Raw genomic sequence first — 18,863 nt, 5'->3', positions numbered from 1 at the left:
TATTGTTCAACTTTTATAAAGTCTACATTTCCTCACAATAAACTTTATTTTCTTTTATATCTAAATAGACATTATGTCTGAAACTCGAAGTAATTCTTTATCAATTTCAGTATGACCTTTTATAGCTTGTTCCAAAGGAGTCAGCGTAATTTTATCACACAATAAACCTACCATGAAATTGGATTTACCTTCTAATATTGATTCTACAGCCTTTACACCTAGCCTACTAGCCAAAACCCTATCAAAACAAGAAGGAGCCCCACCACGTTGCATATGTCCTAAAACCGAAACTCGCACATCATATTCTGGGAAATTTGATTCTACATAATCTTTAAGTTCAAAAACAGTTTTACCAATTTTATCGCCTTCAGCAATTACAACAATACTAGATGATTTACCTGCTGCTTTACTTTTTCGTAATGAATCCAACAATCGATCCAAACCTAAATCTTCTTCAGGAATAAGAATTTCTTCAGCACCAGCACCAATTCCAGCATTCAATGCAATATGACCTGCATCACGCCCCATAACCTCAATAAGAAATAATCTATTATGAGAACTGGCTGTATCTCGTATTTTATCAATCACATCTACAACCGTATTTAAAGCTGTATCATAACCTAATGTATGACTTGTGCCAAAAATATCATTATCAATTGTTCCAGGAATTCCAATCACCGGAAAATTGTATTCTGTATTAAATAACAATGCTCCCGTAAACGATCCATCACCACCTATTACAACAAGAGCTTCAATACCTGCTTTAACTAAATTTTCATGTGCTTTTTTTCGTCCTTCGGGAGTCTTAAACTCCATTGAACGAGCAGATTTTAAAATAGTCCCACCTTTATTAACTATATTATTTACACTTCGAGGTCCCATTTCTTTAAAATCACCTTCAATCATTCCTTGATAACCTCTATAAATACCAACACACCCTATGTTATGATAAGCACATGTTCGTACAACTGATCGAATAGCAGCATTCATTCCTGGAGAGTCTCCTCCTGAGGTAAGAACACCTATCTTTTTTATTGTTTTTGACATTTTTTTAAGTATTAAAGTGTAAATTTAGCAAATATCGAAGACATTATGAGGGTGCTTTCTAACATTTTAATAATATTGCTGAAATTCAAACGTTTTCGTTGATAAGTTTTTTTAAATCAAAATAACCTGTATTTTCATTGCTTTTTCAGAATTGAAATAAGACAAAAAAATTCATATAACTCTACACACTTAGCATATAAAGTAAATTTGTTACTCGCTTAAAAAAATATTGAAAAGAAAAACATCTTTAAAAAATTTAGCCATAAAGTTAGCTAATTCCATAAACAAAGACGACAAATAGATCACTATTAACTACTTAACACTAATCATCTTCTGGAAGAATAGCATCTTGATTAATTTTAGGTTTTTCCAAATTGGGCTCTTTTGGCTTTGTAAAATTTATAAAATCAGGACTTAAATTAGAGTCCGAATTGTCTTCTTTGGATTTAATTTTAATTTCTTTTGTAAGTTTTCTACCTCCAAACATTTTGTCGACCAACTCTTTGAATGTGTCAAAATCAACCTCGTAAGAAATACCTGCGCCCTGTATGTATCCAATATCCTGAGTTATATAATTTAAATCATTTTCTTTATTAAAAACATGAAAATTAAAGGAACCATCATCATTAATTCTATACTTAATATCAACTGCACCAACAATTGCAGATTCATTTACACCTCCAAAAGGAACTCCTATCTTTCCATTTATAGTTATTCTTTCATTTACTTTTGATGACACAATTGCTTCAAATCGTCCATCAGTTTGTGAGCTAGGTCTATTGTCTGGTGAGACAACATTAAAATTCATTTCGAATTTTTCGTCTTTAGATTGCACTATACTACCCAACATACTAGAAGCAGTTTCATACACACTCGAAGTAACCGCTTGACTTGATCCATCTTTACCCAAAAAACTTCCTGTAGAAAGTAAATATAAAGCCTGAGTTTGTCGTACATCTTTATCTGCTAATTCTGTTTGCAATTCTGATTTCAACACACTGGAAATAGATGGAAAATCAATTAAAAAATCGGGTTCCGGCCTCGTTAAATCACCTCGAATACCAATAACAACTTCGACATCTACTTTTTTATTTACACTAGAATTTTCTAATAATAAAGCAGGATTAGCAGAAGTCTTATAAACGGCTTCCAAATTCAACTGTGCTTTCAATGGATTTCCTTCCCAAATAATTGAACCTCCTTTTTTAACTTTGAATTTTTTATCAATTATTCCCCCATATTTAAAATTATAAGTTCCGTCATACGGAAGAAAATCGCCCCACATATTAAAGTTTCCTAATGTATTTATTTTAAACAAAAGTGTTCCGTTTCCTCTACCTTTCATTCCATGACCCGAATTTCTATCCAAAATAACTTCAACCTCTGCATTTGGTGTAATTTCAAGATCAAACTCTAGTTCAAGTCCATTATAATTCTTTTTATTGTCAACAATTCCATTTTGGAGATTAAACTTTTCTTTTGGTGTTATAAAATGTATAAAACTATTTTCGCTTACACTTTCAGCATTATTTATTGGGATTTTCAAAGTAGATCCTTTTTCTGATTTGGCATCTACCTTTATAAACAAACCGTTAGCTGGACCTTTAATTGTTGCGATTCCATCTATAAAAGCTGTTCCAAAATAGGCAGCTTCATCACTGTCCTTTGTATCCAAAACTAGAAGTCTTTTGGAATTTATAGACAAATCCAATTTCCAATCTGAAAAATTTTTGTGTTCTACTAATCCATTTAATGTACCTGTAGTATTGTATTTGGTATCAATCAAAGTGGTGTTCCTAAAAAGAAATTTCTCATTTGTTAGGTCAATAATGGTTTTATCTTTTAAAGCATAATCCACATTTAAGTAAGGAATAGCCAATCCTCCATCATTTACATACAATCGACCATTGATATCTGGTTTATTTACAGAGCCACCAATGGTTGCATTACCTGAAACATATCCTCTAATATTTGAAATCACATCACCACCTAATGAGCTTAAGGTTGCTAAATTAAATTTATCAAATTTCAAATTCAAGTCGAATAAAGTTTCTTTATTTACTATTTCGAAATTCCCATCTGCACTAAAAGATTCGGAATCTTTATTTTCAATTGTAGAATATAAAGTGAACTTTTTTAAATTTTCATCTCCTTTGATGTCAAAATTTAAAATTCCCAAATCATAATTATTTACTTTCAAGTTATCTACAACTAAAGATGCTGTTGGTTTGTAAACCAGTTTATTTTGATTAAAATTTACCTTCCCATTTAAATTTCCATAAATAGCAAAACTTTCCTGAGCTGATGTTAAGGCATTAATATCAAAATTCTTAAATTCAAGATTGATATCCTTATAAGAACTTCCTTTAAATTCGCCATTGAGTTTTACCTCTTGCTCTTTGTTGGATAATATAAAATCCTCTAATTTGAACTCTTTTAGCTTTTTATCAAAAACTACACGATTATTTGATGAATTTAATTCGTTCAAATACCACAAACTATTTTTTAGTTTAATTTCCGATTTACTAAAACCTACCACATTATTATTGGCTTTATCAATTGTGTGGTATAAATCCAAATTAAAGTAATCCTCTCCTTTTGAGCCTCCTTTAAACTCGGTTCTAAAAAACAAGGTGTCTTTTGAAGTCACATTTATTAAACTGAAATCCCTAATCTTATAATCTTTGTATTTTATGGTGTCTAATTCCACATAAGCATTATACAAAGGATTTTTATTATCCAATGAAAATTTAATATTATCAAGTGAAATGTCTGTAGTTGCTATTTTTGGAGAATTGAAATTTAATTTGAATTCATTAATGTCAGAGTTAATATTTCCTTTAACAATAGTGTTTTCGCTTATTTTTATTTCTGGAAGAAAAACTTCAACAATCTTATTATAAACTTCAAAATTAAATTTCAAAAACTGGCCTTTCTTTACTTTTATTGGTTTGTAATTTGTATAAAGACTGCCCAAAGAATTGGAAATCAAACCTTTCAATTCAGCATATTTATATTTACCCACTATTGTACCATTGGCAATATCTGGTGCAGAAACTTTTATAGTGCGAATTCTAGTATCATCGAAACTTGAATTTATATTAAAATCATTAAATTGATAAGTACTTTTTGCATTTAAATAGCTAGCATTATTTACATAAATATTACCATGCATATCATCAATAGAATTCCCTTGCATATCAACAATAATATCTCCATTAAATTGAGAAATAGTATCATTTACAAAATTCAATTTATGCAATTCTGCTTTATCAATTTTAATTTGAAAATCGTATTTATTTTCTTTTTTGCTTAGATCTACCAAACCATCAAAATTCATTTTCAAATTAGGATCATTTACAATAATAGAACCTTTATAAAAAGGCAGTTTGAAATTACCGTCTATTGTAACATTTTTATAATTATAACCATTATAAGCAAAGTTGGAAATCATTCCTTTCAAAGAAGTATTTAAATATTTTTCTGAAAAACCTTTTCCATCAACATCAATATTCAAACTCACTTTAGACAAGTCTTTATTGTCTAATAAATTACCAATGTTAAAATCATTCAAAACGATATAGCCTACATAGTCCGCTTTATCACTTTGATCCATATTATTAATGATGAATTTTGATTTCACTAAGCCCAAACCTGTATTTGCCAAAAGATTTGCATGAATAGAAGTTGTGGTCAATTGAGTGTTTCCAACCAAAGAAACATTTCCAAATTTCTTTATAATTATAGGTAATTTTTTCCCTAGAATATTTGGTAAAATACTGACTATATCTTCATAATTGGTAGTCAATTTGTCAAATTTACCATTCATATAAAACTCTTGGTTTTTATCTCCTAATAGGTTTTTAAAATTTATAAAACCCATTATTTGAGTGCCTCTGTTGTCTTTAAGATTTAAATCCAGTAATTTCAAATTATTTAACGTTCCTGTAATATGGGTTCTTAGTTTAAAAAATTGATATTTACCTATTTCATTATAAAAAAAACGGATATCATTGGATGCTAGTTTGGCTTTTTTCAACTTAACATCAAATTCGACTTTATTCACAAAATCAGAAAAATCTTCTATCTGATAGTTTAATGCTGCATACCCTTTTAGATAAGATTCTTTGGTTTGGATTTCTAGATCATCCAAAATCATATGCTGTTGGGTAAAACTATAATTTGCTTTTAAGTTTTTTACATATAAACCTCTGTGATCCAAAAAAGACATTTTCTGAATATTGGCATATACTTCGGGGCCATAAATTTTAAAATTTGTAATCAAAATATTCAATCTTGTAAAATCTACCGATTTTGCTGTTTCATGATTTTCATCTGTTAAAATAAATCTGCCGTCTGACAAATTAACATTTGTAGCAGTAAGTAAAAAAGGTTTTTTTGAAGGCACTTTACTTGTTCCAAAAGCATCTATAAAATAATCAAGATTTGTTTTCTTTTCTTTTTTGTAAGTTTTTAGATTAAAAAAAACACCATCAAGAGCAATATCCCCAAAAATCAAATCTCCATCCAATATGTTTTTGGCACCTTGAATTGTGGTATTTATACGTTTGGTATATATCAAGGTATCCTTATGATGGTCTAAAATGAAAACGTTTTTAAGTTTTACACCTCCAAAAAGAGTAAGCTGAACCTCTTCAATATTGATATTTAATCCATAATTTTCATTGATATTTTCTACAAAATACTTGGCTATCTTGGTTTGTACACTAGGCAGAGTAAGGGCTATAAAAAGTACTAACAAAAGTAATATTAGTCCAAGTAGGGTGCGGAATACTATTTTTTTAAACTTTTTGATATGGATCGTTTTAATATTTTTGAAACAAATAAATAATTTGCCTTTCGAAATGATACTACCTTAATTAAAAATCTTTAATTTTGGCACAGCTGTAAAAATACTATTTTTATAGTAATCCATCAAATATACTTCAAAATTCAAACGATTATATGCAAATTAATGCCGTTTACATACTTGCCATCGAAAGTTCATGTGATGATACAGCCGCTGCTGTATTATGTAACGATAAAGTGTTGTCCAATGTTGTTGCCAATCAGTTAATTCACAATCAATATGGAGGAGTTGTTCCAGAACTTGCTTCACGTGCACATCAACAAAACATTGTTCCTGTTATTGATGCCGCATTAAAAAAAGCAAATATTACAAAAAACCAACTTTCTGCCATTGCTTTCACTCAAGGACCAGGACTTATGGGCTCTCTTTTGGTAGGAAGTTCATTTGCCAAATCTATGGCATCGGCTTTAGGAATACCTTTAATAGCAGTAAATCATATGCATGCCCATATTATGGCTCATTTTATTGATGAAGATGGATTTGACAAACCAACTTTTCCTTTTTTGGCATTAACAATCAGTGGTGGGCACACTCAAATTGTTCGTGTAAATGATTTTTTCGAATTAACTATAATAGGTGAAACCACAGATGATGCCGTTGGAGAAGCGTTTGACAAAAGTGCCAAGATATTAGGTCTCCCCTATCCTGGTGGTCCTTTGGTTGATAAATATGCGCAATTGGGCAATCCGAAAGCATTTGCTTTTACAAAACCAAAAGTTCCTGGTTTGGATTTTAGTTTTTCTGGGTTAAAAACAGCTATACTGTACTTTATTCAAAAACGAAAAATTGAAAATCCAAATTTTGTTGAAGAGAATCTAAATGATATTTGTGCTTCCATTCAACATACGATAATAGAAATATTGATGGACAAATTAAAATTAGCCGTAAAAGAAACTGGAATTAAACAAATCGCTATTGGTGGTGGTGTTTCTGCCAATTCTGGAATTCGTAAAACATTGAAAGAGACAGAAAATAAATACGGCTGGAAATCCTATATACCAAAATTTGAATATACCACAGATAATGCAGCAATGATTGGAATTGTTGGTTATCAAAAGTTTTTATCCCAAAAATTCGAAACTTCGACTGTTGTTTCTAAAGCACGAATACAATTTTAAATTATGCAATTATTTTATAACCCAACTATAGCTGAAAGTACGGAAAATTTTTCTTTTGATAAAGAAGAGAGCAAACACATTATTAAAGTACTACGCAAAAAAGATACCGACATTCTATACGTAACCAACGGATTAGGACTTTTATTTAAAACAGAAATTACATTGGCTTCTGACAGTAAATGTACGGTGAAAATCATTTCATTTGAAAAATCTGAAACACCAAAATTCAAATTACATCTAGCTGTTGCTCCAACCAAAATGAATGATCGTTTTGAATGGTTTCTTGAAAAAGCAACTGAAATTGGTATATATGAAATTACACCCGTAATATGTGAACGATCAGAAAGAAAAATAATTAATTTAGAACGATTTGAGAAAATTATTCTATCTGCAATGAAGCAATGCAATCAAATGTACCTGCCAAGATTAAATCCTGCTATACCTTTGAAAGAATTTATAAAAAAAGAAAACAAAGGAATTCAATTAATAGCACATTGTGAAGAAACCAATAAAAAATCACTTAAATCAATACTTAAAGCAAGTACAGATTACACTATATTAATAGGGCCTGAAGGAGATTTTAGCACTAAAGAAATTACATTAGCAATCACTAATGATTTTATTCCTGTAACATTGGGAGACACCAGATTACGAACAGAAACCGCTGCAATTGTCGCTTGTCATAGTGTTGTTTTTACAAATGAAATATAAAAGTATCCAATTACTTTACAAAAGAACTATGAAAAAAACACTTTTATTATTTTTATTGGCATTCTCTATGAGTATTTATTCTCAAGAAATAGCCTTATTAAAATATAGTGGTGGTGGTGATTGGTATGCTAATCCTACTTCATTGTCAAATTTAATAAAGTACTGCAATTCAAACATTAATACCAAAATAAAAGCCAAACCAAGAACAGTTGAACCTGGAAGTATTGACTTGCTTTCCTACCCATTTGTACATATGACTGGTCATGGTAATGTGGTTTTTAGCGAAACAGAAGTAACTAATTTAAGAAAATATCTACTCGCCGGAGGCTTTTTGCATATTGATGACAATTATGGTTTGGATCAATACATCCGAAAAGAAATAAAGAAAATATTTCCCAATGAAAATTTAGTTGAAATTCCTTCAAACCACATTTTATTTCAAAAACCTTTTATTTTCAGCAATGGATTACCAAAAATACATGAACATGATGGAAAAAGACCTCAAGCATTTGGTATATTTATTCAAAACAAGATAGTACTACTCTATACTTATGAATGTGATCTTGGAGATGGCTGGGAAGACCCAGAAGTGAATAACGACCCAATTGAGGTTCGTGAAAAAGCGTTAAAAATGGGTGCTAATATTATCAATTATATCTTTACAAATTAGTGTTTTAGGTTTTATTCTATAATAAGTAGTATTAAATTTTAACCATATAGAAACATAAGAATCATTTAAGTGTAAGATGCAAAAAGAAAAACATATATATCTTTATATTTCTTGCACGATTACCTTTTAGATCCCAAACAAAAAGCTTCGGTATTCAATAGTTCTGTTTTTCTTAAAAAAGAATGAGCTAAAAATGCTGAATATCTTTCTCTTTTACACTACTTTATATTCTGTTTCAAAATCACAAAAGATTTGTTATCAATTAATTGTTACATTTTAACACTACTAAACTGTAATTATTCGCATGTTTTTTAGAAATTTTTGAATAATAAAAATGTTTTAACAGTATTTATACTACGTTAAAATACCTAATTTTATATCTTTCAAGCCAATAAAACCAGTACTTTTGAAAAATAGAATTAAATTATTGTTAAATAAATTTCAATCATTAATATAATTGTTATAAAATTGTAAAATAATTAACCAAACAAACTTTTATTTAACAAAATCATTACAATTATGAAAAAATTAATTTTATCAGTAGCAGCTTGCTTAATGTTGTTTTCTTGTCAAAACGACCAAACCGAATTAACTACTGATGCAACAAATGCAATTACACAAAGAAAGTGTGCGACACAAGATGTTTTGGAAGCTCAATTAAAAGCAGACCCAACATTGGCCATTAGAATGAATCAAATTGAAGCTTTTACTCAAAATGCATTATTAACAAAACGTTTAGTAAACGGTAAAATTGAAATTCCAGTTGTTGTCAATGTTTTATACAGAACTACAGCTGAAAATATTTCTGCTTCACAAATTCAATCTCAAATTGATATTTTGAATAAAGATTTCAATGCTTTAAATTCAGACTACAACTCTGTTCCTGCTCTATTTTCTGGAGTTAAAGCCAATGTAGGTATAACATTTGTGTTGGATCAAATAATTAGAAAATCGACTACTAAAACATCTTGGGGAACAGCTGATGCAATGAAAAAAGCAAATAGAGGTGGTATAGCTCCAACATCTCCAACAACAAAACTAAACCTATGGGTTTGCACAATTGGTGGTGGAATATTAGGCTATGCTCAATTCCCTGGAGGTTCTTCAACGACTGATGGTGTAGCAATTGATTCGAAATATGTTGGATTATCCGGAACAGCAAATGCTCCATACAACTTAGGAAGAACAGCAACTCATGAAGTTGGACATTGGATGAATTTGAGACACATTTGGGGAGATGCTAATTGCGGAAGTGACTTAGTATCTGATACACCTACTCATAATGATGCTAATTATGGTGTACCTGTTTATCCACACTACAGTACTTGTACAGGAACTCCTGTTGAAATGACAATGAACTATATGGATTATACTGATGACAATGCAATGTATATGTTCTCTACAGGACAAAAATCTAGAATGTCTGCCATATTTGTTTCAGGGGGCGCAAGAGCTACTTTTGGAGTATAATTTAATTTGTTATTTTTTTTAAAAACTCGCTAATTTTAGCGAGTTTTTTTATCTTTATAAACTAATATAACGATATGATAACTTCCAAAATTATAGCTACCGGAATACTAAAAGCAATTGCAGTAGTACTTATAGCGAGTTTATTAATTTATTTTCTTTACCAAATCCAAAATGTATTAATTTATATTATTGTTTCTTTAATTTTAACTTTAATAGGGATTCCAATTATTGATTTTTTGAAAAAAAGATTGAAATTCAAACATACTTTAGCCACAATTTTTGTTTTAACATTTTTTATCTTAATTATTTTGGGATTTATTATGTTGTTCATTCCCCTAATTGTTTCACAAGGTCAAAATTTATCGCTTTTAAATACTGTTGAAATTGAAAAAAACATTTTAGTTCTTTTTAAACAAATTAATACTTTCCTTGAGCAACATCACATAGATTCTTCAACTATTTTTGACGCAAAAAATTTTAATTCAGTTTTTAAATTAAGTTCAATACCTAATTTTTTAAATTCTGTAATTGGTACTTTAAGTAGCTTTGGAATGGGATTTGGATCTGTTCTATTTATTACCTTTTTCTTTCTCAAAGACAAAATTATTTTTTTAAATGCAGCAAAACTTCTTATTCCTGATTCTCATGAAGAAAAAATATTAAACTCATTAAATAAAATAAATCTATTACTTTCTAGATATTTTATTGGATTATTGCTACAACTATTTATTGTTTTTATATTATACATTATAGTTTTATCAGTTTTTGGAATACCAAATGTATTGGTAATCGCTTTTTTATGTGCGGTGCTAAACATTGTACCTTATATTGGCCCATTAATAGCATCCATCTTGGCAGCAGTTTTAACAATGATTAGCAATTTGGGAGCCGATTTTCAATCAGAGATTTTACCAACAACTATCTATGTTTTAATTGGTTTTTGGGTGGTTCAAGTAATTGATAACAATCTTTCACAGCCCATAATTTTTTCAAAAAGTGTAAGTTCTCATCCACTAGAAATTTTTTTAGTCATCTTGATTGCAGGCTTTTCTTTTGGTATATTAGGAATGATAATAGCCGTCCCATTGTATACTATTCTAAAAGTAATATGTAAAGAATTTTTTCCAGACAATGAATTCATACAACTAATAACAAAAAACATATAAATTGAATTTAGATATTTTAGATCCAAAATTACAAGATTATATAAATTCTAATATTGGAGTAAGCGTTTCGAAACTAGCTTTACAGAAAAATCCTTTTCCAAGTATGGAATGGATTACGATTTTAAATCAAATAGCGGCAAAATCAAAAGCCAAAGACAAACTACCTACTTGGTTTTCGACTCAAAACATTATATATCCGAGTAAAATCTCTATTGAACAAACCTCTTCCGAAAAAACAGCATTATACAAAGCAACTATCGTCTCTGGTGAAAATTTAATCGATTTAACTGGTGGATTTGGTATTGATGATTACTTTTTTTCAAAAAAATTAAAAAATGTTGTGCATTGTGAGATCAATACAGAACTATCAAATATAGTTAATCACAACTACAAACAATTAAAAACCAACAATGTCAATTGTTATGCCGGTGATAGTTTTGAAACATTATCAAATTTAAATACACATTGGGACTGGATTTACATTGATCCTTCCCGAAGGAATGACATCAAAGGCAAAGTATTTATGTTAAAAGACTGTTTGCCAAACGTTCCCGAGAATTTAAATTTTTATTTTGAAAAATCCAGTTCTATACTAATAAAAACAGCACCAATTTTGGATATTGCAGCTGGAATAAACGAATTAGAGCATATTAAATCCATACATATTGTAGCACTTGACAATGAAGTAAAAGAACTACTATGGGAATTAAACAAAGGATATAATGGACCAATTGCAATAAAAACAATAAATATTGCAAAAGAAAAGTTTGAAAAATTCGAATTCAATTTGGATGAAAATGATAAACATCCCAACTTTGGTTTACCTCAAATATTTCTATACGAGCCTAATAGTGCCATAATGAAATCAGGAGGTTTTGATCAAATAGGATTGTTTTATGATTTAAATAAACTACACAAACATTCTCATTTATACACCTCTGAGAAACAAAAATATTTTCCAGGTCGAATTTTTGAGATTAAAAATAGCATTTCATATACTAAAATGGAAATGAAAAATCATTTAGAAAATAAAAAAGCAAATATTACCACTCGAAATTTCACAGATTCAGTAGAAAGCATTCGAAAAAAATGGAAAATAAAAGAAGGTGGAGACTTATATTGTTTTTTTACAACTGATATAAATAATAATAAAATTGTTTTAATTTGCACAAAAATAAAATAAAATGAAAAACCTCTTAACTCTTACTTTTTGCCTTTTTTTAAATACTCTTTTTGCACAAAAACCTTGCGAATACTCCTCAAATGTAACTGACTCTATTGGAACTTATAAATCAACAAAAGAATATTTGATAAGTGAAAAAGTTTTTGGTGGTAATTCAAATTATCTTTTTTATTCCTTGGCATTAACCGATGGAATACCTACACTAAATGTACAATTTATACAAAAAAGTAAGGATTTCATAAAAGCAAATTGCTTTGATAAGAATTCAAAAATATTTTTACAACTTCAAAATGGAAAAATTATAACCCTCATTCATATAGACCAAGAGAATTGTGGAAGTTTGATAAGGGATGACAAAGGTTTTGACAATAGAGTGAAAACTGGAATTTTTATGTTTACAAAAGAGAATTATGAAGATTTAAAAACAATTCCTTTATCGTTAATGCGAATTAAATACTTTACAGAAACCGAAGATTATATAATTAAAAAAGAATTCACTGCCGAATTGGATGGGAAAATATACAAACCAGAAACATATTTTATGGATAACATCCGATGTGTTGAATAATTAAAAATAGCTGAAAAATTCAAAACATTTTCAAAGGTTTATACAAACCAATTGAAAATGTTTTTTTTTTTAAATTACTCGTTATTATTTTTTTCGTTATTGAAAACATAGTTTTTTACATTTCTAATTATTAGAGGAGCTAAAAAACCAACCAAAACGACTTCAACAAATGTAATTCCTGATTTATTATCAGGATCAATACATTTCAAAAAACTTTTATGTAAAGTTATCATCATACTTTATCAAATTAAAAAATTAATTAATAATAAAAATTACTCGTTATTTAATTAAAGAAACTTAAACCGGTATATTGTTTTCTATAATTAACTAAATCATTTAAAACTAAGCGATTTATGAGACAAAACTAAATATATAATTCAATTAAATAACAAAATAATCGATGAAATGCATTTTTTAAATGTATTTTTAATATTTTACTTACGTTTTCATAACTTTCGCAATGCTAACCACATAACAATATTTTAATTTTACAAGAAAAAAATACCTTATTTATAAACAATTTTACAACTACTTAAGAACTAGAAAAGAATAAAAAACAAGTATTTTTTGAAGAAAAGTAAAAATAGAATGAAGTGTTTTTCTAGAAATCACAATGCCATTTAAAATTAGAAACAGAATCATTCAAGCCTGTTTTCAAATTATAATGCCACCATTCGGAGTCAAAAGAATTAAAATGAGCTTTAATCATAACTTTTCTCAAAAGATTTCTATTATACTTTATACTTTTTGAAAATTCAGGATAATCATGGCCAGCTTCTTTGCCAAAGTAATCAAAAGTAGTACCCATATCCAATTCCTTTCCTTCAAAATCTACCAAAGTAATATCAACAGCTCCTCCTCTATTATGAATTGAACCTTTGCTTGGATTAGCAACATATTGGGGATTTGGCACAATTGCCCACATTCTTTTTTGAATATCCAAAGGACGATAGCAATCGAAAAGCTTAATTTTCAATCCCTTTTTCATGAACTTATGATTTGCTTCTAACAATGCTTTAACTGTCTTGTATCGCAAATAACATTCGGCACAATCATATACTCTCGCTTTCAAAAAATTATCATCAGTTGCATATTTCATGTCATACACAAAATCTTGACTGTAATCCTTTAGATTTACAAAAGTGGTATCACTTACTGTATATAAATTTTCAGTAGCGGTTTCAATGGATTGCGAATTACAATTTATTAAGCAAAAAAGAAAAAAGAAAACTGAAAAAGGTTTGAAATAATAAATCATGTCTAATAATTTTTAATAAAAATAGAAAAATTAAAAGTAACAAAAGTATTTTAAAAAAAAGATACTCTTTCTAGTGCTTATTTTCAATTGAAGAATGAAAGATCCGAAACTTAGACTGTTCTGATTATTAATCGAGACGCGCTATCCAGCTGATCTATGACGTTTTAGTAATGATCATTTTCTGAATTCGTTTGATTAAATTTTTACTTACCTCCAACTTTTACGATTTACCCTTTTTTTCAACTTTTTAAACTTAAGAAATTAAAAAAAAAATAACGAAAAGTATAAAACACAAAAAACCCACTGAAATCAGTGGGTTTCTCTGTGAAGGCAGAAGGATTCGAACCTTCGACCGCCTGCTTAGAAGGCAGGTGCTCTATCCAGCTGAGCTATGCCTCCATTGCTCTTGAATAATCTAGTCGGGGTGGCAGGATTCGAACCTGCGGCCTCCTGCTCCCAAAGCAGGCGCGATAACCGAGCTACGCTACACCCCGAAAATGCAATTTATGTTTCATTATGAAATATCAATGAAGATATTGAATTTTGCTAAAATTCTTAACATAAAAAAAGCGGAGAGACAGGGACTCGAACCCTGGCACCGATCACTCGATGACAGTTTAGCAAACTGCTCCATTACCACTCTGGCACCTCTCCAAAACCCTAGGAAACGTGTCCTGTTTTGCGGTTGCAAATTTAAGACATGTTTACGTTTCTCACAACTTTTTCGATGCTTTTTTTTGTTTTTTTTTAATAAAATATTAAAATGACTTCACTATCAATCATATAGAAAACGAATAAAATCAATAAAATCATAGTTTTACAAGTTGTAATTAAATTAAAACTCCTTTATTAAAAAAATCAAAATCCTAAACTACTTTCTAAATAGATACCTTTAAATATAAATTTAAAACAAAAACACTATATATTGGTTATTGTTCTCATTAAATTACAATAAGTCAAAGACTATTTTTAAAATAAAACTTTATTGATTCTATCAAAAAAATACAATTAATAGCGAATTAACTAATAAAATATCATTATTATTCCCTAAAACATTTTAATTCACTAAAAAAAGATTAAATTTGCATTATAAACCAACATATCATAAACATGAACAAAAGAGTTGTTATCGTTTCTGCAGTTAGAACACCTATCGGCAGTTTTTTGGGAGGATTGTCTACTGTTACTGCACCAAAACTAGGAGCTATTGCTATAAAAGGCGCTTTAGATAGAATACAATTAGATCCAAATTTAGTAGATGAAGTTTTTATGGGAAATGTTGTTCAAGCTGGAGTTGGTCAAGCTCCTGCTAGGCAAGCCGCTATTTATGCCGGACTTTCTAATGATGTTTCATGCACAACTGTAAACAAAGTTTGTGCTTCCGGAATGAAAGCAATAATGCTTGGAGCTCAAGCAATACAATGTGGAGATGCAGAAATTGTTGTTGCTGGAGGAATGGAAAATATGAGTTTGATACCACATTATATGCATTTGAGAAATGGTACGAAATTTGGACCAAGCACAATGGTTGATGGTTTGCAAAAAGACGGCCTTACAGATGCATATGACAATAATGCAATGGGAGTTTATGCAGACTTATGTGCTACAGAATATAATTTCACAAGAGAAGATCAAGATAATTTTGCAATTCAATCTTATGAGCGTGCTGCTAAAGCATGGAATGAAGGTAAATTTGATAATGAAATTGTCCCAGTTCCTGTTCCGCAAAGAAAAGGCGAACCAATCTTATTCTCAAAAGACGAAGAATACACTAATGTTTCTTTGGATAGAATACCAACCTTAAATGCTGTTTTTACAAAAGACGGAACTGTAACTGCTGCCAATGCTTCTACAATAAATGATGGAGCAGCTGCTGTAATTTTAATGTCAGAAGAAAAGGCATTATCATTAGGTCTAAAACCTTTAGCTTTCATAAAAGGATATGCAGATGCAGCACAAGAACCAAAATGGTTCACTACAAGTCCTGCAAAAGCAATTCCGAAAGCATTATCAAAAGCTGGAATATCTATAGATGATGTTGATTATTTTGAATTTAATGAAGCTTTTTCGGTTGTTGGATTAGCCAATGCTAAAATACTAGGTTTACCGAATGACAAAGTAAATATAAATGGAGGCGCAGTTTCATTAGGACACCCTTTAGGCTGTTCTGGTGTTCGAATTATTGTTACCTTATTAAATGTTTTAGAACAAAATAATGGTAAAATTGGTGCTGCCGCTATTTGCAATGGAGGTGGTGGCGCATCAGCAATTGTTATTGAAAGAAATATTTAATAATTTAATTTATTTTACCTAGGAATAAAACACTTTTTTTTAAACTATACGAATTGAAAATCATTAATTTTGCCAATATTTTCAATTCGTATTTTCTAATTTCTAATTTATATAAATGTTTGGAATTTGTAATTTAGCCATAATCCCACTTCGTGCAGAAGCTAGCGATAAAAGCGAAATTGTTTCTCAAGTTTTGTTTGGAGAACATTTTGAAGTTTTGGAACAGCAAAAACAATGGTTTCGAATTAAGTTACAATTTGATAATTATGAAGGCTGGATAGACTCAAAACAGTGTCAACAAATATCTGAATCAAATTACAATCAAATCTCCTCAGAAGCTATTATTCTAAATGCAGATTTAATTGAATATATTACAGGACCATCAAACTTATTAATGCCAATACCTTTGGGTGCTTCATTATCTTTTTTAAATTATAATGAAATAAATACTTCAAACTTTGAATTTGAAGGAACAAAAATAAGCGGTGTTAAAAACAAGAAAAATCTCTTGAATTTTGCATTTATGTACTTAAACGCTCCCTATTTATGGGGCGGAAAAACACCATTTGGAATTGATTGTTCAGGATTCACTCAAATGATTTATAAGCTAAATGGGCATAAATTATTTCGTGATGCATCTCAACAAGCTTTACAAGGAGAATCATTAAGTTTTATTGAAGAAAGTGAAGCTGGTGATTTAGCTTTTTTCGATAATGAAGAGGGGAATATTACTCATGTTGGTATTATTATGGAAAATAACTATATAATACATGCTAGTGGCAAAGTACGCATAGATCGTATTGACCATTTAGGTATTTACAATGCAGAAACAAACAAACATACCCATAAACTTAGAGTAATTAAAAAAATTATATAATCAAAAAGAATTAATACTAACCCGTTGGGTGAAATTCAAATAAAATAAAAAATTAACCACATAGAATCATAGATTAATGCTGAATAGGCAAAGAATAAATAGAAATAGTACTATTTCACACATAGAATAGCTATGTGAATAGTAAAACGTCTATCTCTTTCTTTTAAGAACTATAAATTCTATGTTTCTATGCGGTAAAAAATAATTTCACCCAACGGGTTAATACTAATAAAAAATGCTAGAAATCATCTAGCATTTTTTATTTAAAAGTAAAGTTTTTTACATAGTAGATTTTAAAGCATTATATTCATTTGTCATATCCAATGCCCTATAAACACCCATTAGTGATTTCAGTACATCTTGATTCTTTGGCTCAATTACTAATGCTTTCTTTAAAAAAGGAATAGCACTTCTTATCAAATCATCTTTTTTAATTTTTAATTTATCATATTGATCCATTTCTTGAGGCGTATTTCCCAACGCAGCCATTTGATCTACAAATACTTTTTTCCCTTCTAATTTCACATAAGCAAGATTAATATAGGCATCAATATAATTAGGATCCATCTCAATTACTTTATTGTAGCAAATTTCGGCATTTGATAAATTATTTTTTTCTAAATAAATAAATGCCAAATTTTTATTAATCTCTAACTTTTTAGAGGGAGAATTTACATTCCTAGGTTTCTCATAAAGTTCAGCTTTTATTGCAGCATCTCTAACACTTGAAGAAACAAAAGATTCTTCAACTTTTGCTTTTTTATTAAACGCATAAAAAATAACACCTTTCCCAGAATAATTAATTTTCTTTAATTCTTCATAATATTTAATAGCTGAATCGTAATCTTTGGCCATCATGGCAGAGGACGCAGCATTGAATAAATTGAGAGTATCTTTTTTATCGAATAAATACACTTTATAACTTTTCTCCGAACCCTCCTTAAATCTACCAGCTCCATAATCATCGGCCGCTCCATTTACAAGTGATGATTTCATCTCTCTTAAAGATGCATTAGCCTGTAAGGTATATTTAAATTTACCTGACTCACTTTCAGCATTAATTAATTCTTGATAAGCTCCTGATGCCAATGTGTAATTATTAGACATGTCAATATTTTTCGAAGCCAAATCTTTTAAAACATTTCCTTTCAAAAAATAAAAATCTGACTTGTCTTCATCTGTTGCGTTAATAATAAGATATTCGGCTGATTTTAATGTAGCTAATGCTTCTTTCGACTTTCCACTACCAAAATCAATTTGAGCATTTTTAATTTGATCTTTTTGAGCATACACTCCAGCATTTACCAATAATACTATTGATAGCATTAGAAATTTTCTTTTCATCGGGGTTAAGTTTAATTGTTAATTATTTAATTTGGGGTTTACCTTTCATTCTTAGTACAAACTTTTTTATTGTGAATTTATCTTCAATTATTTAACATATAAATCATTAAATTGTAAACAATGTAAGAAATAAAATAAATTAATTGTAATTTTCAAACACATAAAATATTATTTATACAATTAACACTATTAAAACTACAGTGCTGTTTTTTTTAAAGCAATTTTATTTATAGCTTAATTTTTGCTCTAAAATAAAATTAAAATTTGACTACACAACTAATTTAGCCGT

At 29.2% G+C, this 18,863-nt stretch carries 13 protein-coding genes and 3 tRNA genes; 9 read left to right on the top strand and 7 right to left on the bottom strand.

The window, feature by feature from the left end; translation table 11 throughout:
• Positions 1–60 precede the first annotated feature (60 nt).
• On the bottom strand, positions 61–1,047 hold the full coding sequence (pfkA, locus tag AC8GF4_RS16645; protein ID WP_506596262.1) for a 6-phosphofructokinase: 987 nt from the start codon (positions 1,045–1,047) through the stop codon (positions 61–63).
• A 322-nt stretch (positions 1,048–1,369) separates the two neighbouring features.
• Positions 1,370–5,809, bottom strand: a complete 4,440-nt coding sequence (locus AC8GF4_RS16640) for a translocation/assembly module TamB domain-containing protein (protein WP_506596260.1) — start codon at positions 5,807–5,809, stop codon at positions 1,370–1,372.
• Between the two features lie 203 nt (positions 5,810–6,012).
• Here AC8GF4_RS16640 and tsaD point away from each other — a divergent pair, with 203 nt between their 5' ends.
• From tsaD to AC8GF4_RS16605, 7 genes are all read left to right on the top strand, one after another.
• Positions 6,013–7,035 (top strand): tRNA (adenosine(37)-N6)-threonylcarbamoyltransferase complex transferase subunit TsaD, encoded by a 1,023-nt coding sequence (gene tsaD / locus AC8GF4_RS16635; protein WP_506596258.1) that lies wholly within the window; start codon positions 6,013–6,015, stop codon positions 7,033–7,035.
• A gap of 3 nt (positions 7,036–7,038) precedes the next feature.
• On the top strand, positions 7,039–7,746 hold the full coding sequence (locus tag AC8GF4_RS16630; protein WP_506596256.1) for a 16S rRNA (uracil(1498)-N(3))-methyltransferase: 708 nt from the start codon (positions 7,039–7,041) through the stop codon (positions 7,744–7,746).
• A gap of 28 nt (positions 7,747–7,774) precedes the next feature.
• Entirely contained in the window at positions 7,775–8,416 is a 642-nt protein-coding gene (locus AC8GF4_RS16625) for a DUF4159 domain-containing protein (RefSeq protein WP_506596254.1), read from the top strand.
• A gap of 519 nt (positions 8,417–8,935) precedes the next feature.
• Positions 8,936–9,886: a zinc metalloprotease gene (locus AC8GF4_RS16620; RefSeq protein WP_506596253.1), complete on the top strand. Its 951-nt coding sequence runs from the start codon at positions 8,936–8,938 to the stop codon at positions 9,884–9,886.
• A gap of 74 nt (positions 9,887–9,960) precedes the next feature.
• Positions 9,961–11,052: an AI-2E family transporter gene (locus AC8GF4_RS16615; protein ID WP_506596251.1), complete on the top strand. Its 1,092-nt coding sequence runs from the start codon at positions 9,961–9,963 to the stop codon at positions 11,050–11,052.
• A gap of 1 nt (position 11,053) precedes the next feature.
• The gene (locus AC8GF4_RS16610; RefSeq protein WP_506596249.1) at positions 11,054–12,235 is read left to right on the top strand and encodes a THUMP-like domain-containing protein; all 1,182 of its coding nucleotides are present in this window, start codon (positions 11,054–11,056) and stop codon (positions 12,233–12,235) included.
• Position 12,236: 1 nt separating this feature from the next.
• Entirely contained in the window at positions 12,237–12,803 is a 567-nt protein-coding gene (locus AC8GF4_RS16605; RefSeq protein ID WP_506596247.1) for a hypothetical protein, read from the top strand.
• 601 nt (positions 12,804–13,404) lie between these two features.
• On the opposite strand, the gene AC8GF4_RS16600 is transcribed toward AC8GF4_RS16605, so the two are convergent.
• The 4 genes from AC8GF4_RS16600 to AC8GF4_RS16585 form a co-directional block, all read right to left on the bottom strand.
• Complete coding sequence (locus AC8GF4_RS16600) at positions 13,405–14,061, bottom strand: M15 family metallopeptidase (protein WP_506596245.1); 657 nt, start codon at positions 14,059–14,061, stop codon at positions 13,405–13,407.
• A 325-nt stretch (positions 14,062–14,386) separates the two neighbouring features.
• Positions 14,387–14,460: transfer RNA gene (locus tag AC8GF4_RS16595), tRNA-Arg, on the bottom strand.
• A gap of 20 nt (positions 14,461–14,480) precedes the next feature.
• Positions 14,481–14,555: transfer RNA gene (locus tag AC8GF4_RS16590), tRNA-Pro, on the bottom strand.
• A gap of 76 nt (positions 14,556–14,631) precedes the next feature.
• Positions 14,632–14,715, bottom strand: a tRNA-Ser gene (locus AC8GF4_RS16585).
• Positions 14,716–15,171: 456 nt separating this feature from the next.
• Between AC8GF4_RS16585 and AC8GF4_RS16580 the strand changes: the two genes are divergently transcribed.
• On the top strand, positions 15,172–16,353 hold the full coding sequence (locus AC8GF4_RS16580; protein WP_506596244.1) for an acetyl-CoA C-acyltransferase: 1,182 nt from the start codon (positions 15,172–15,174) through the stop codon (positions 16,351–16,353).
• Positions 16,354–16,468: 115 nt separating this feature from the next.
• The gene (locus AC8GF4_RS16575; RefSeq protein ID WP_506596242.1) at positions 16,469–17,230 is read left to right on the top strand and encodes a C40 family peptidase; all 762 of its coding nucleotides are present in this window, start codon (positions 16,469–16,471) and stop codon (positions 17,228–17,230) included.
• A 279-nt stretch (positions 17,231–17,509) separates the two neighbouring features.
• On the opposite strand, the gene AC8GF4_RS16570 is transcribed toward AC8GF4_RS16575, so the two are convergent.
• On the bottom strand, positions 17,510–18,574 hold the full coding sequence (locus AC8GF4_RS16570) for a tetratricopeptide repeat protein (RefSeq protein ID WP_506596241.1): 1,065 nt from the start codon (positions 18,572–18,574) through the stop codon (positions 17,510–17,512).
• Positions 18,575–18,863 lie beyond the last annotated feature (289 nt).

It is taken from the genome of Flavobacterium rarum (SeqCode) (assembly GCF_965234445.1).
Taxonomy (GTDB): domain Bacteria; phylum Bacteroidota; class Bacteroidia; order Flavobacteriales; family Flavobacteriaceae; genus Flavobacterium; species Flavobacterium rarum.
This window is presented reverse-complemented; position numbering and strand designations above follow the sequence as displayed.